This window comes from Vibrio sp. CB1-14 (assembly GCF_040412085.2).
Lineage (GTDB): Bacteria > Pseudomonadota > Gammaproteobacteria > Enterobacterales > Vibrionaceae > Vibrio > Vibrio chaetopteri.
In genome coordinates this window covers 213,340-229,070 of sequence record NZ_CP115921.1, presented here as the reverse complement: position 1 = coordinate 229,070, position 15,731 = coordinate 213,340, and the positions used below count along the sequence as shown (strand labels likewise).

General features: G+C 42.3%; 16 protein-coding genes and 2 pseudogenes. 3 read left to right on the top strand and 15 right to left on the bottom strand.

The window, feature by feature from the left end; genetic code table 11:
* Positions 1-44: 44 nt before the first annotated feature.
* Both PG915_RS17170 and PG915_RS17165 read left to right on the top strand, forming a co-directional pair.
* Positions 45-1,205, top strand: a pseudogene (locus tag PG915_RS17170) (IS3 family transposase).
* Between the two features lie 18 nt (positions 1,206-1,223).
* Positions 1,224-1,367: a hypothetical protein gene (locus PG915_RS17165; RefSeq protein ID WP_353499643.1), complete on the top strand. Its 144-nt coding sequence runs from the start codon at positions 1,224-1,226 to the stop codon at positions 1,365-1,367.
* A 98-nt stretch (positions 1,368-1,465) separates the two neighbouring features.
* On the opposite strand, the gene PG915_RS17160 is transcribed toward PG915_RS17165, so the two are convergent.
* From PG915_RS17160 to PG915_RS17105, 12 genes and pseudogenes are all read right to left on the bottom strand, one after another.
* Positions 1,466-2,392, bottom strand: a complete 927-nt coding sequence (locus PG915_RS17160; protein ID WP_353499642.1) for a LysR family transcriptional regulator — start codon at positions 2,390-2,392, stop codon at positions 1,466-1,468.
* 115 nt (positions 2,393-2,507) lie between these two features.
* On the bottom strand, positions 2,508-3,449 hold the full coding sequence (locus PG915_RS17155; protein WP_353499641.1) for a LysR family transcriptional regulator: 942 nt from the start codon (positions 3,447-3,449) through the stop codon (positions 2,508-2,510).
* A gap of 666 nt (positions 3,450-4,115) precedes the next feature.
* Positions 4,116-4,490 carry a hypothetical protein gene (locus PG915_RS17150; protein WP_353499640.1) on the bottom strand — a complete coding sequence of 125 codons (375 nt, stop codon included), beginning with the start codon at positions 4,488-4,490 and terminating at the stop codon, positions 4,116-4,118.
* A 59-nt stretch (positions 4,491-4,549) separates the two neighbouring features.
* Positions 4,550-4,891 (bottom strand): hypothetical protein, encoded by a 342-nt coding sequence (locus PG915_RS17145; RefSeq protein ID WP_353499639.1) that lies wholly within the window; start codon positions 4,889-4,891, stop codon positions 4,550-4,552.
* Between the two features lie 79 nt (positions 4,892-4,970).
* Positions 4,971-5,630 carry a MarC family NAAT transporter gene (locus PG915_RS17140; protein WP_353499638.1) on the bottom strand — a complete coding sequence of 220 codons (660 nt, stop codon included), beginning with the start codon at positions 5,628-5,630 and terminating at the stop codon, positions 4,971-4,973.
* A 23-nt stretch (positions 5,631-5,653) separates the two neighbouring features.
* Entirely contained in the window at positions 5,654-7,045 is a 1,392-nt protein-coding gene (locus PG915_RS17135) for a magnesium transporter (protein WP_353499636.1), read from the bottom strand.
* A gap of 190 nt (positions 7,046-7,235) precedes the next feature.
* Positions 7,236-8,327 carry a calcium:proton antiporter gene (locus tag PG915_RS17130; protein ID WP_353499635.1) on the bottom strand — a complete coding sequence of 364 codons (1,092 nt, stop codon included), beginning with the start codon at positions 8,325-8,327 and terminating at the stop codon, positions 7,236-7,238.
* 310 nt (positions 8,328-8,637) lie between these two features.
* Positions 8,638-10,224, bottom strand: coding sequence for a tannase/feruloyl esterase family alpha/beta hydrolase (locus tag PG915_RS17125; RefSeq protein WP_353499633.1), 1,587 nt, complete (start codon positions 10,222-10,224; stop codon positions 8,638-8,640).
* Positions 10,225-10,352: 128 nt separating this feature from the next.
* Positions 10,353-11,291, bottom strand: coding sequence for a hypothetical protein (locus tag PG915_RS17120; RefSeq protein ID WP_353499632.1), 939 nt, complete (start codon positions 11,289-11,291; stop codon positions 10,353-10,355).
* Positions 11,292-11,311: 20 nt separating this feature from the next.
* On the bottom strand, positions 11,312-11,899 hold the full coding sequence (locus PG915_RS17115; protein WP_353499631.1) for a hypothetical protein: 588 nt from the start codon (positions 11,897-11,899) through the stop codon (positions 11,312-11,314).
* Positions 11,900-11,967: 68 nt separating this feature from the next.
* Entirely contained in the window at positions 11,968-12,318 is a 351-nt protein-coding gene (locus tag PG915_RS17110) for a hypothetical protein (protein WP_353499630.1), read from the bottom strand.
* Between the two features lie 322 nt (positions 12,319-12,640).
* Positions 12,641-13,014: pseudogene (locus tag PG915_RS17105) on the bottom strand (IS1634 family transposase); the annotation flags it as partial.
* Between the two features lie 91 nt (positions 13,015-13,105).
* On the opposite strand from PG915_RS17105, the gene PG915_RS17100 reads away from it, so the two are divergent.
* Complete coding sequence (locus PG915_RS17100; RefSeq protein ID WP_353499629.1) at positions 13,106-13,420, top strand: PTS glucose/sucrose transporter subunit IIB; 315 nt, start codon at positions 13,106-13,108, stop codon at positions 13,418-13,420.
* Between the two features lie 145 nt (positions 13,421-13,565).
* Here the strand turns inward: PG915_RS17100 and PG915_RS17095 are convergent, their stop codons facing one another.
* From PG915_RS17095 to pyrC, 3 genes are all read right to left on the bottom strand, one after another.
* On the bottom strand, positions 13,566-14,003 hold the full coding sequence (locus tag PG915_RS17095) for an acyl-CoA thioesterase (protein ID WP_353499628.1): 438 nt from the start codon (positions 14,001-14,003) through the stop codon (positions 13,566-13,568).
* A 99-nt stretch (positions 14,004-14,102) separates the two neighbouring features.
* Positions 14,103-14,429, bottom strand: a complete 327-nt coding sequence (locus PG915_RS17090; protein ID WP_353499627.1) for a DUF1289 domain-containing protein — start codon at positions 14,427-14,429, stop codon at positions 14,103-14,105.
* A 92-nt stretch (positions 14,430-14,521) separates the two neighbouring features.
* A complete protein-coding gene (gene pyrC / locus PG915_RS17085; RefSeq protein WP_353499626.1) occupies positions 14,522-15,550 on the bottom strand; it encodes a dihydroorotase in 1,029 nt (342 codons plus the stop codon).
* Positions 15,551-15,731: the final 181 nt, after the last annotated feature.

Genomic DNA, 15,731 nt, shown 5'->3' with positions numbered 1-15,731 from the left:
CACCAAATTAGGTGGTAAAGTCTCCACCGTAAATGAGGTGTTCAATGACAAAACGACAACGACGTACATTTTCTCCTGAGTTCAAAGTAGATGCCGCAAGCTTGGTTCTTGATCAAGGTTACTCAATATCTGAGGCGGCACGATCCTTAGATATCGGCGATACGGCCTTACGACGCTGGGTAGATCAACTAAAGATTGAGCGCGGCGGAGAAACGCCAGCGGTTAAAGCTCTAACGCCAGAACAGCAGAAGATCCAAGAGTTAGAAGCTAGGATTAATCGCTTGGAAAGAGAAAAATCCATACTAAAAAAGGCCACAGCTCTCTTAATGTCGGACGAACTCGAACGTTCTCGCTAATTGACCAGTTGAGGGAGCATGAACCGGTCAAAGTTCTTTGTGAGCTGTTCGATGTAGCTTCTTCCTGCTACTACGAGTTTAAACAACGAAAGCCGGATGCCAATCGTATTCGGTTAGTCAGCCGAGTTAAGCAGCTCTTTAACATGAGTCGTGGCTCTGCCGGAAGTCGGACTCTTGCTTCTATGCTGCAGTCTGAAGGCTTCGATGTCGGACGCTTCAAAGTACGCAAGCTTATGCAAGAAGCCGGGCTGATGAGCAAACAACCAGGCTCGCATCGCTATAAGCAAGCTAAGCTAGAGCGACCAGATATCCCCAATCGATTGAAGCGTGAGTTCTCAGTTTCCACTCCAAATGACGTTTGGTGTGGCGATATTACTTACATCTTAGTCCGGTTCAAAGTGGAGTTATCTGGCTGTTGTACTCGACTTATTTAGTCGCAGAGTAGTGGGTTGGGCGCTATCAGACAAACCCAACGCAGAGTTGACTTGCAAAGCTTTGGATATGGCTTGGGAACAACGAGGACGGCCTAGCAACGTGATGTTCCACTCAGACCAAGGAAGCCAATACAGTAGCCTTAAATACCGTCAAAGGCTTTGGCGATATCGCATAACTCAGAGCATGAGTCGTCGAGGTAACTGCTGGGATAATGCTCCTATGGAGAGGCTATTTAGAAGCTTAAAAACCGAATGGATACCAGCTACTGGATACCTGACCCAAACTCAGGCAAAGAAGGATATCAGCTATTACTTGATGGATTACTACAATAGGCAACGGCCTCATCAAGCAAATGATGGGCTATCGCCAGTTACTGCCGAAAATCGGCTTAAGTTAGTGTCCGGAATTTGTTGACCACTACAGGAATACTTTATGGGTGAAATAAGCTTAGGCGAGTTACTTAAACACAAGGATGTAAAGACAGATGACAATAATAGAGTAAACAACTTCTTCTTGTTGTTTGATCAGGTTGCACCAAGCAAAACCCAGCTAATCCCAGCCTCTGAGGTAAACTAACTCAACTCAATATTTTAGAAGAAAGCCCTCTTTCACAGAGGGCTTTTTCATAGCGAATCATGGTTTTTCAATTATAGCGAGACAGTCGCACCCACAAGCTACTCTGGTTGCCTCACACTATCAAAATAGGTTTGCATGGCTTGATGGAGTAACTGATTTAACGGATAACCTCGTTTAGTTTGTAAATAGCCGCCGCATATATTGGCCTGCTGCATCTCTTTAGGAATTGCTGGAAGAGGGTAAGAAGCAAGTCCATCTTGCAGCTCCAGCATATAGCTGCTGCCAAACAATATTGCATCGGAATTGGCAATTTTATTAAGTAGAACTTTAACACTATGAGTTGTCATTGAAATGTTTGCCTGATACCCCTTAGCCCGATATAGATCTTCGATCGGGGCACGCTTGGTATTAATACCATCAAAAACAATTCGCACCACAGGCAGCTCATGAATCGCCTCCCAATCACTGGTAGTCGATAAAGTCGGGTGATTTTCTCTAGCGATGAGACTCAGTTTAATACGGTGCAGGTGATGTTGGTAAATTTCCTGGGGTAATGGGTACGCATCAAACTGGATCAAATAATCAATGTTGCCCTTGAGTACTTCGCCAAGTGAATCATCTTGCCAATAGATAAAGTGAAAACGCGCTTTTGGCAATGCTTCACGTAACACTTCAAAAATGCCAACACCATACGTTTCAATGAAATAGATTTGCATAGCGATCGTTACATCGCCCTCAAATTCAAGAGGGTCAAAGTTTTGATAAGACTCGACCACTTTTTCAATAGGTGAGTACATAGAATCTGCCGCTTCGGCTAGCTTCTCTGCCAGTTCAGATGGCTCTACACCATGGGCTTTACGGATAAAGAGTTGGTCACCAAACACTTCTCTTAACTTTGCAAGACCGCGGCTTACGCTGGTTTGTGATATTCCTAACTGGCTGGCTGCTGTGTGAGTGTTTTTTGTCTCAACCACAGCTTTCAATAACTTCAATAAATTGAGGTCTAAATTCTTGATATCTTTCATTCGTTCTGCAATCCATTACCAACCTACTCCATTCACTATGATTGAAATAAATGAAGGGATCAATTAAATATCAACAGAATGTTAATAACTCGATGAGTTAGCTGATTAAGACGCCTCAATGGCAAGAGGGGCACGTTGGCTGAACAACGTCTTTAAAGTAGTCCTGTATGGTTTGGTGCAACAATTTATTAAGAGGAAAGCCACGTTTTGAATGCAAGTAGCCGCCATTCACTCTGACCGTTTTGAACTCTTCAGGTGTAGAGGGTAATGAGTAGCATATCAAACTTGGATCATCATCGATCATAAAGCTACTCCCAAAGCACACTGCATCTGACTTTCGAAGCTTATCAAGCAGCACAGGTATACTATGCGTCGCTAAGGTCACGTTAGCTTCATAACCCTTCGACCGATAGAGGTCTTCTACAGGAGCTCGCATAGAATTCAAGCCATCGATGATAATGCGAGTCACAGGAAGGTGATTGATTTCAGCCCAATCATTCGTGTAGCTCAACACAGGGTGATTTTTACGAGCAATAAGACTGAGTTTGATATCTTTTAATGTATGTAAATAGACTTCTTGTGGCAGAGGCATCTCTTCAAAATGAAGTACATAGTCAACATTACCACTAAGTAGATCCAAGAGAGTGTTCTCTTGCCAATAGAGCATTTTGAATTTCGCCTTTGGTAGCACAAGTTTCAGTGCGTCAAACATACCCCCACCAAACTGGTCTAACAAAAAAACACTCATCGCCACCTTAACTTCACCAGTAAACTTGGAAGGCTCAAAGTCGTGATAGGACTCAAGCACTTTCACAATAGGCGTCAACATATCGCTTGATGCTTCCGCTAGCTTTTCAGCCAACTCTGACGGTTCTACACCGTGAGGCTTACGTACAAAGAGTTGCTCACCAAATGTCTCTTTAAGCTTTGTCACCCCTCTACTAACGGTAGTCTGAGAAATCCCTAACTGACTTGCTGCATAATGTGTATTTTGCGTTTCAACGACAGCTTTCAATATTTTAAGAAGATTGAGATCTATTTTATCAAGCTCTACCATTAAGGACCTTTTGCTTATTTAGTTGCATTGTTGTTAAGATGTTACATTAATGCAACGGCCATACTACCGAACGAGAAATATACGCAGCGATTATAATTCAATCAACCTTTATTGCAACTAATTTGGTATTAAAGAAAGCTAGGTAACTATAAGACCTTGTAATAAGCGTGGTTATATGGCGAAATCTGGCTCACTTATGTAAATTGGCAACACTCAATAAGCCAGATTTAAGCTACTGATATTTAATGTCATTATATCAAAATATAACAATTACTATAAAACGGAACATCTCGTAGACGTTCTAGGAGGTAACTGAGTATTTCCTTTAGTACTCAATGCATAAAAATTATAAACAACCACTTTTTCGTCTCCATGGTGGGTTAGGAGCCAAGTTCTCTTTGAATTATTCTCAGATCTATTTACCAGATACAATCCTGTATCTAGTTCATGGTTACTTCGTGTCACTGCCACCATTTGTTGCTCGTTAGCTCTCGATTTAACAATCATAGAGTTTTCACTGATTATAAACTGCTGTTTTCTACCATTATTATTACACTCAACAACCCCTGAAAACTCAGAATCAAATGCGAGCGCGGACGATGATATAAGAGACAGCATTACTATTAATCTTTTCATTCAACCTCTACTAGCAATATGCTTCAATTATCACTTCTCAGCCAAATTGCAAACCTGACGAACAAACCAACGAATATCCTCAATTTCGCACTCTGTATAGTCAATGAAGATAATGTCTCTTGATTTGTTTTCCATCACCGGTTTACCTAAAGTAATATGCTCAACACACATCACACCTCGACTTGGAATGACATACAACTCACATGCTGTATCTTCACTGTCTTCCTGACCCTCAACACTGTAACCATCTCGTAAAGACAAATTCATTAACGTTAAACGTTTTTTATCTTTAAATTCAACTGATCTGAGTTCCTGTTTAGAAGGTAGCCAAATAAAGTCAAAATCAACATTAGAATTGTATAGTTCAAAGGTCATTAAAGCCATAACCTTATTAAAAGAAAACATATCCCTCTCCAAAATGCGTAGTTAATAGAGAATTCATTCCACAAAAAATTAATAATTCACTAGCCGTAAAACCTATCAAAAACCTGACGATTTAATATATATCCATCTTGTTCGTAATGATAAGATAACAACATAAACTTGCCATCCTTTATACAACGTTTTCGGTCGTTAGAAATCTTGTAGGACCTGCTGCAAAATCGCTCAACATATTCAAATTGTTCAGGTAATCCTAGACCATCAAACTCTTCTTTTTTCGAGTATAAGTTATCTAGCCACATAGTTTGCTCTAACTTTGTCACTTCCCTAACAATGCGCTCTTGCTTTTTGGTTGGTGAAAAGTACGTATAAGAAGCTATTCCAAACACCAACGCTATTGAGCCAATAAAGAATATACCTTTCACTATTCTAATTACTCCTATATAAAACTTATTTTTTGATAGGGCAACACCCTCGACTGCCCTAATTATTCAATGTGTCATTTCACTGCCAAGCGAGAAGTTCATTAATTTCTAAAACGATTTCCTGAACACCAAGCGTAAAAAACTGAACTCCCATACAAATTAGTAAAAATCCCATAATCCGAGTAAAGGCATCAATCCCATTTTGTCCTAAAGCTCTAAGCAGTGGATATGCCATTGTTAAAGTAAACGTTGCTATCAGCGTTACAACACCCAGCCCGGCTACTACACCTGTATAAACGCTGACTATGCTATCGTGGTCTTCGTAACTAGCGATTTGCGCTGCCAAACTGATAACCATCGCCATCGAACCTGGCCCACAAAGTGACGGTATCGTTAAAGGGACCAATGCGATTGAGTCTTGCCCTGGACTATTCCCATCACTCTTTGCGCTTGGAAACAACATATTGAAACCAATAACCAAGATAATGATGCCACCGCCGAGTCGGAGACTTGGGATAGAAATACTAAATAACTCGAGAACTGATGCTCCAATAAAAAAAGTAATGCATAAGGCAATGAATAAGTAAACGCCGGCAGTCTTCGCCTGCGTTACCATATAATTTCGGTCTCGTCCCTTGCTTAGCCCCAAAAGAATGGTTGCCGCTGACGGTGGATTCATAATTGGCAAAAGACCCAAGACCGTTAACGTCATGTATGTAATAAAAGTTTCAATTTGCATATAAGCACCAGTTATTTCGTTGTCTATAATAAAAACATCTGAGCAAGATAAAGTACGCTGAAGAATGATATAGCATCCGTTAGCGTAGTTAGTATTGGGCTAGATAACATAGCTGGATCTAGGTTGAACCGCTTCAATATAAGGGGTAGGGAGCCACCAATCATGACAGCAAAAGTAGAGGAAAAGGAATACGCTAAACCAATAAAAAGTGGTAATCCAATAACTTCCCCACTTTGAGTTAGATAAGTGAGTAACGCAAGAACGCTGCCGATCAATATGCCATTTACAACACCTATTGGTATTTCTTTAGCAACAACATATAAAACATCCTTGGCAGAAATCTGACCTGTTGACAGCTCTCTAATGGATACGGCTACCGCTTGATTGCCAGCTGCCCCAGACAAATTGGCGACAAGTGGTAATATTGCAGCTAAAACCGCGATTTTTTCAATGATTGGCTCATAAGCTGCGATAATCGACACGGCAGCATAACTCAGCACTACTGATGGCAATAGAAAGGCCAGCCTACGTAAATTCCGCTTGATGGTAGGCATCGTTCGAAATTCATCTCCCCCTAATACACCAGACTGCTCAAGTAACTGTTGTTTTGACCGTTCATACAGTGCTTCATTGAGGTGTTTAAAGCCCACAACCCCTATTTGAAAACCAAAGTCATCGATAACAGGAATAACCGCATGCAAAGTAGTATCTAGAGTACTTTTGATCGCCGTTAAATCTGACTCAGGAGAAATCACTGGGATAGAAGGGTCAAGACTGTTTTTGAGCACGGAACCACCTGGAAGGGAAATAACATCGCGGATCTTTAAACCTCCTACATAGTTCCCTTCCTGGTCGTGCAAATAGACATAACGCCATTCCAATCGCTCTAAGTTCTGCTCTTCCGCGTTTAAAATCTCTCCTAAGGTTTCGATCGTGGCACTATCGGGCATCTTTAGGATTTCACTCTTACAAATTCCACCCGCCGAGTCCGAAGCATAATTTAAGGCCGCTCGTTCTTCATTCTTCCACGCTTGAGGTAACGAACGTTTTAGCTGTTGTTGGAGATCGTACGGCAATTCATTGATCAAAATACGGCGATCACCAGAGCGTAGGTGATGAAACATACTAAGCGTCGTCTCTACCGGTAACTGGCTAATTAGGCTTACCAACTCATTATCAGAAAAATGGTCAAGGAGATTTGCGGCCAGTGAGGCGTCGATGCCCGCTAATAGTGTCCAAACCGCAACTCGCTCACCATTGGTAAGTTTATTCACTACAGAAGAAAGCTGTATAGATTCTGCTTTGTTTAGATAACCGCATAGTTTCTTACTATTCTTAGTCGAAATACAATCAAGCACTGAATAGTACAGCTTTTCTGCTTCCTCGGTAGGAAAAGGTAAGCTTATTAATGTCATTATTATAATCCAATATACTCATGTAACAGCCCATTAGATTACATTTCTAATAATTAAGTAAAAATATAACTAAAGGCAAGCGTTCAATAATGGCAGAATTAAAATTTATCGTTAATGGCCAAGTTATCTACCCATACTGTTTCAATAGATAGTAAATGAGGAGTTACTCAGCCTTATTAACGATACTTATCTAGTCAAACATCAAAATAATATAGGCGAAAAACAGTATTAAGTGTGTTGCACCATTAAGTGAGTTAGTTCGACCACTACTAAAGCTGACGCTGGTCATCAGTAACGTCGCACCAAGTAACACTGTTTCAGCAGGAGCTAAGCCTAACCTAATAGGCTCATTCATCACGCCAGAGATGAGTAATACAGCAGGTACAGTCAGTGCGATTGTCGCTAGCACTGATCCAAAGAACAAGTTCATCGCTCTCTGCAGTTGATTGGTCACCGCTGCCTTAACGGCTCCGACAGCTTCAGGAGCAAGGATAATCAAGGCTACAATCAAGCCTCCCAATGCCGCGGGAGCACCCATCACAGTAATACCATCGTTAATTGGCATCGCGAGACTTTTTGCCAGCAAGATAACAACAAGAAGATAGCTCACTAACATGATGGTATGAAAAACATTGCTATGTAACGGACCGTGATGCTCGTGCTCATCTTCATGATCAGCATCAATAAAATAATTGGAATGACTGCGTGTTTGGACGAATAGGAATACCGCATATAAAGCAATGGAGGCAAGTACCAAAGTCCAAGTCAAGCTTATCGACATATTTCCTAAGGCGTCCATACTGGTATAGTTAGGTAGCACTAAACAAAGTAATGAAAGTGGAATAATAGCAACCAAGTACGCTTTAATGCCATCAAGGTTGTAAGTTTGAGTATGGTATTTCATACCGCCTATCAGTAGCGTAATACCCACAAAACCGTTGAGAACTGCCATGACTACAGCAAACATGGTATCTCTTGCGAGATAAGGATTTGATTCGCCTGTGAGCATTACTGAGGAGACCATTATCACTTCAAGCAAGACAACCGACAACGTTAGAATCAACGTTCCATAAGGGTCACCAAGTTTTATAGCTAATGCATCCGAATGACGTACCACTGAAAAGATGGCAACCATCACTACATAAAACAATATACCCGTTGTAATTACATAGCTTAAAGGTGCTAATCCGCCGGACAGTAATCCATCACCAACCAGCTTAAAAAATAGAACTGCGAGAATACCTATTAAAAGTTTATATTCTTGTTTTATTAAGTTAAGCATTAAGTAAAGCCCAATTTACTTTGACAAAAACTCGTTATTATCCATTAACGAAAATAAGCCATTTAGCTCTACACTCCTTCGCAGAAAATCAGATTAAATATTATGGGATACATGACACAAAAGCGATGAATTAGAGAAATTCACATTTGCAGCTCAGCAATGAACTTCGGCAATTCATTGTCACCTCTTCATTTAGTATTAAGGACGATGCTCTACCTCTACATCATGACAGCCAAGCCTAACTCAACAGCCTTGATGTTGCTTTATGCCACTCATGCCCCTCTGAAGAGGAGCATGGTTATACTAGGTCTTAGTTGGGAGATTCGCAGCGGAAGCTATTAGCACTTCTCGGGTCACCTTTACCATCCCACATCGCTACCTCAGGGTATGCACACACCTTTCGGTTCCCATCAATCCCTTTTTCAGGATCAACCCAATGTGCGACCACTTCTCTCGGTGCTACATTAGTATCAGCCCATTGATTACCTTCACCCATCCAATCAACCAACCAAGGACCGACGCCTCCGGCACAATGATCTACCCCAGGTAACAGAAACAGAGCAACGTCATTGGCAGCTGTCGGATCGTGCTTGATGACATCTTTGTAATAACTTACGGTGCTTGCTGGAGATATCGCAACGTCCTGTAAGCCGTTCCACATGATGAGTTTTCCGCCATTATCTCTAAACGCTCTTAGGTCAGGGTTAACCGCATCCAAATATTTTCCTAAGTGACTTCCGTCTTGACGCAGGTTGTCGAAATCATAACTCGCACTGTTGTACTCACCATCAAAAATGAAGTTCTTCATGATCCCGTGACCAAAAGCGTAACCGAAGTTTGGTGTCACCGGTGCCTTCAAGTCAGGATCAATGCGTACACCAGACTGGAACTCATCCATGTCGTTAACTTTAAGCCCTCCTGCAAGCCACTTATGAATCATGTCGGCTTTCGCACCAAAGTAAAAACCCTCTGCTAATGGATTGCCTTTACTGTCATAAAATCCGTTGTATACCAGTTCAAACACTTCTATCTGGTCTGAAGATAAACATGTCTCGCCTTCTTCGTCACATTGCAGTGCTTTAAAGTCAACCTCACACTTCCATGGCTCAATCAGACCACTGTTGTCTAGCCCATCTGCATTTTTGCACTGCTCTGCGATCAAGCTGTTCACCAGTTCAATTTCTTTCGTTCCAATAATAGCTTTATCAAGCTGACCTGAATTTGGGAACATTTTTTGAGCAATGGCGGAGTGGTGCCCTCCTAAACGCACTGACCAGTCATAGGCTGGCGAACCAGCAACGATAACATCATAGTCCGTCGGGTAGCGCTGAGCGGCAATAAGCCCTTGCCCACCACCACGAGAACACCCAAAAAATAGGTTTCTCTCACTTTCCTGCTCATAGTAACTTTCAATGACGACTTTTGCCGTTTGTGTTGTCAGGTGTACGGCACGCCCACCAAAGTTTTCTAGTCTTTCTTCTCTGTGTTGGTTTTGTGCCGCCCAACTAGACTCAAGGGCATGTGCTCTATGTCCTGTATCCGTTCCCGCAGTCGCATAACCGGGTCCCAGTGCCACCTCATCAATATAATCCACAACAGAACCGACGAAACCTCCACCTCCACTTTGGGCAAACATTCCATTCCAGTCATGTGGAAGTCTTACTTGGAAGTTAATCTCTTTTTCAATGACACCACTAACGACACAGTGCGTCTCATTCCGTTCTGCACTGGTATAGCGTACATTGCTTTGTGCTGGCATTGCATTAATACTGCACTCCCCTAATACGTAATCGCTCGTTGTGCTTTGAATAGTTTCTTTATTTTCAATACCTGCTATTACTGAAGCGGAAATTAGACTCATAATGAGTGGCGAAATTTGGGTTAGTCTTCTGGACATAAAAACACTCTCCTTAAGGAGTAATCAGGATATTTTCTACTAATTTTCTAGGCTACTAACCTGGAATACGACTAATTATTTACTAACCCTATTGAGCGCAACAGGAATTAGAGAAATTCAATTCTGATTTAAAAGCGCCTTCCTAGTGATAGGGTGAATTGATTCCAATTCAAAAACCCATACTCCATCATAAAACTCCACTCTTCTGCGTAACCAAAGTCATACACCATAGTCAAAGCCATATTGATCGTTTCTGCACTTTGAAGATTGACATTGTAATTTACAGACTCAATTAGACGTTCCAAATCTGTACCCTTGAAGCTATAAGAGCCCTTCATATTCTGGTCAACTCTTTGATAAGTTATTCCTACTAACCCTGCAAGTTGTCCACCTGGTACACTATATCGCTGACCAATTTTAAACGCTCCAATCGTTGTGTAGATATTGTTATCCGTCGCCGTAGTTCTCGCCACCGTATAAGCACCAACAGCAGTCATGATAAATGGATGCCAATCAAATGGATCTATTTGTCCAGCCAACACGGCACCTAGACCTACATTGGTCGCTTCATATTCTATAGGAATAGTAATGGAACCTGCCGCCTGAAGCATTCCCTCTAATAATGGCCTGCCTGGTATCTCTACATTTTCTGTATTAGCGACAATATCTTTATGACCCTTGGTATACCCCAAAAGGCCATATACATTTAGAAATGGGAATAGCCATGCATCTGCCCTTAATTGCAGGCTCTGGTCTCTTCCATCTATTCTTACATCGCCCTTGGGAATGTATATATTTGAACCTCCAAGTAAGCCTCCATTGGCCCCCAGAGAAAAGTCCGAGGTTGCCTCATATGGCATTGTTTGATCGTTGAAATACAATCCGATTCCAATAGGAGCTGGTAGCTTATACCCGAGTGCTTCTACTCGATCACCCCATATAGGTAAATGGCTCCAATGTCCCGCTGTTGTACTCGTTTCAACCACTCGTTCAATCGAGTCCTGTGCATTCGCTGTGAAAATGGTAGCGAAGAAGAATGCTACTGCAATAGTCTTTACTTGTTTCATGATTATCGGTTACTTGTTATTTACTTCTGTTCTACTAACTCAAACGGGGATATACTCGTCAGTGTTGAGGTGAATGTGACAGAGAGCCCTGAATCCAATATTAGGTATTGTTTGTAGCCCTTAGATGCAAGAATCCCACTGCCGTCGGTACTGCCATTACCACCTACATCTCCAACTTTCGCAGTTGCTTCTGCACCTAGATTAAAAATCCATTTTCCGCGCCTAAACTCTTCAAACTTACTCGCATCAGAGAAAAAGATGACTGTTCTCGAGCTTCTTATTCCCCAGCCAGCACCAATGTCTACACGGCGTGTTTTGAGATAAGTCTTTTCACCTGTCACATTGTCAACAGCGACGCCATAACCACTACCTGCGCCAAAAACCGGTACTTTTGTGACGGTACCCGTCAATACAATGTAACCAATGGCATTATCTGCTTGCTTTTCGATGTCGCTATTCTTGGCATAGAGTTCTACCAGTGTGTGTTCTATAAGTTTTTCAAATTCATTAAGTTGGCTTTGTTCAGTGCTTCCAGGCATCGTAGAACAACCTGTGGTTATCAATAGGCTGCTTAATATCACTGTCAGTGGTAACTGTATTCTTCTCATTTCTAGCTTCTACTGAATTCGGGGCAAGGGTTGCTATAATTTCCTACTTGTAGTCAAGTGCATGTCATTTAGCCCAGTAACTTCAAACGTTCTGGAATCCCACTTTTAAATTTTTCATAGATATTATTTGTCGCTCTCTCAATCACTATAGAGAATTGATCCAGCCAATATATATCCGCTAATAAGTGAATATCCTCGACGAGAACGTCAAGCTCTGACAAAGTCATCGATTCAACCGGCACATCCCAAGACTCTGAAGTATCAACCAAAATAACTCTTGAAGACGCAGAGTATTGTCGCTTATATCTTTCGTATAAATCTGAGGTTCTATCAGAGTAAAATACAACAATAGAACACTCTCCTTCACCGATATCACATATCCTATATGGTCGGTCATTCAAATATATGGTTCGCTCCATTATTAACGCACACCCTCATTACAATATTTAATGGCATCAGTAGTCAGCATTGTGTACTCACCTAGTTACATAAACTTGTCAGCTTTCAATAATGCATCAGTCGCTGAACTGTCACTATGTTTTAGAGAAATTCGTTTTTGACATTTCTTGTGGACTATAGGACACAAGAAATGAATTTCTCTAATTCATCGTCATAGAGCTTGAGGAACGATAAGTTGAAGCCATCAAAATCAGATGCACAGTAAGTGCTTAGCCACTATTAATTGTCCATCATTAATAAGAGAGTAATCATGAGAAAAGTAGCCGTCATTTCGCCGCCAATTTAGAAATAAACCGCTTGATATAGCGAACCAAGAAGTTTGAGTAGCCGCGATTGATGCTCCTGAACGCCTGTAATTAAGCTCTGACCATTGAAGTCGAGTGTGTTGATACCTTTGAGCTTTAAGAATACCTAGCGTGCTGTCAGTTTTGCTCTTGTCTTGTTTTTTACCACGTTCAGAAAGAACTCTTCGGTATTGGCGAGTTGCTCATGGATCTTGTGTTCTTAGCTAGCGCAGACAAGAAACCTAAGCGTTATAACCATTGGCAGTGCCTCTACTCGTGGAGGCTTTTTCAAGAAGATTAATTTGTTAAGAACTCTGGACTTTTTAGGTCAGTATAAGGTGTAGCAGCGATAAAGTAGTGATATCCCATTGGCTTCCTCTTCTACTCCTTTCTATGAATGTCGCACTTATTATCTGAAATAGGGGGTATAATCACACATCGCTTACCATCTGAGCTACTGAAGATGCTTCAAACCATCAAGCTACTACTAAAATCATTAACCCAAGTTAACCAGCACCTCAAACAAGATGTCGACACGGTTATTAAGGCCATTGGAGGACTTAACAACCTAGTCGAAACCGGTGCATGCGCGACTAGACTCCGACTGACTTTGAAAGACACATCCATCGTCGACCACAAGGCACTTAAGCATCACGGAGCGTATGGTGTTGTTGTACTTGATGATCACTACATACAGATTATTTACGGAGTAAAAGCCAATACCTACTCCCAAGAGATGGAAGAAAGGCGCGTTAAACATGCCTCCGAAAGCCAATGAGGATTGTTCGTTCGGGTGAATATGGTTCACTATCTCGAAGTACAAATATCGATGCTTTATTACATGTTTGATAGCAATAAAAAGACGCCTTTCGTATCAAACAACGTTGTCATCTGATACGAAAGGCGTAATTTTAACTTATCTGCTAGTCCGCTAACCCATTTCGCGTCTCTTTAATCGCCTTCATCAATTTCTCAGAAATCAACCCTTTCTTATTGGTATTAAAGTCAAACATCACGATGGTTGCGGTGCCAGTCGTCGTAACCTTACCAAGCTTGTGACTGACAATGCTGTACTCCATCGTGAATCTGTCTTCTTTGACACCGGTAATACGAGAACCCACTAGTAGAGTGTCGGGGTAGGTGACGGGGAGTTTATAGCGACAGTAAGTATCACCAAGTACGGGACCAACATTGGTGACGGACATGTCTTCCATCAAACTGATGTGGCGAAAATAGTCGAGGCGAGCGGTTTCAAAATAACGAAAGTACACCGCGTTATTGACATGATTTAAGGCGTCCATTTCCCCCCAAGCGACGGGAATTTCTGTAATGACCGGAAAACCTTCAAGCAATGATTCCATTTGTTATTTTCCTTTTTGTGTTGGGCTTTTACTCTATTTGCTTTTTAACAAGCTTGCAACAACCTAGGAGGGGTACATCAAGGATATTGACGGATATGGCTATTTCAACGGCAACTTACTCAAGCACTTACGACACAAACAGGTGGCTGATTTTTGCAAACTTGAGGTGTCACGTTTCTCTATCTCGAAACACCAGCAAGATGACTTTCCTGCTGAGATATCACAATAGGCGGGTTCACCACACTGCTGGCACTGGTGCGTGGATTGCTCCCCGGAGAGTTGCTTAACCTTGTCTTGGCGCTGCTCGTTATCCATAAAACGCCACTGCGAAAGTTCATCCATGGTTCGATGGCATCCGCTGCAGATCCCACCTTCATTTTTACAGGCAGCGCGGCATGGAGTGACGACAACAACTTCTTGGGACATGAACAGTAATCTCGGTTGGGCTTAAAAATAAGGCTCCCATTATTCATTAGGGAGCCTTACATATCCAGTGTTAGTGGGCGTTTTTTTAACGCTTATTTAACTTTCCAGTTTACTGTTTCGCCGCCACGAATTGGCACAACAATGTCGCTACCCAATGGCATAGTTTCTGGTACGTTCCACTCTGCTTTTTCAAGCGTGACAGTGTCTGTGTTACGAGGTAGACCGTAGAAGTCTGGGCCATTGTGGCTTGCGAAGCCTTCTAGGTTCTCTAGCTTGCCTTCTTGCTCAAACACTTCTGCATAAAGCTCAACCGCAGCGTGCGCTGTGTATGAACCTGCACAACCACAAGCGGCTTCTTTCTTGCCTTTTGCGTGTGGCGCTGAGTCCGTACCAAGGAAGAACTTCTTGCTGCCATTGGTTGCTGCTTCGATAAGCGCTTGCTGGTGGGTGCCGCGCTTAAGAATTGGTAGGCAGTAGAAGTGTGGTTTGATGCCGCCAACCAGCATGTGGTTGCGGTTGTAAAGAAGGTGGTGAGCCGTGATAGTCGCTGCAACGTTGTCGTTCGCGTTTTTCACAAAGTTTGCAGCATCTGCTGTCGTGATGTGCTCTAGAACAATCTTTAGGTTCGGGAAGTCATTCACGATAGGAGCAAGAACGGTGTCTAGGAACTCTTTCTCACGGTCGAAGATATCGACTTCGTGAGTGGTCACCTCACCGTGAACAAGCAGTAGCATGCCTACTTCTTCCATCGCTTCTAGTACGTGGTAGATGTTTTTAGCTGACGTTACGCCAGAGTCTGAGTTTGTGGTTGCGCCTGCTGGGTACAGTTTTGCTGCCACAACTGCGCCAGATGCTTTCGCTTTGCGGATTTCGTCTGGTGTGGTGTTGTCAGTTAGGTATAACGCCATTAGAGGTTCAAACTGCTCAGAAGGCTGCTCAGCCATAATGCGCGCTTTGTAAGCTAGCGCCATTTCTGTGTCTGTGACAGGTGGGATAGTGTTTGGCATGATCAGTGCGCGACCGTTGTAGCGGCTGATATCGCGAACAGTATCTTTAAGAACGTCGCCGTCACGAAGGTGTACGTGCCAGTCGTCAGGACGAGTAATAGTCAATGTAGTCATTTGGGCTCCCACCAAGTTAGATTCTTCTTGAAACGGAGCCTAAACGGTGGCGAAAAATGTGAATGCAATCGCTTACGTTTAGGCGACAGGATGATAGAGGAAAACGAGTAAGATTTCACTATGTTTCTGGGACTAAGGGAAAAAAGACGTTACCATTGAGCACAAAATAAGGAAGACAACA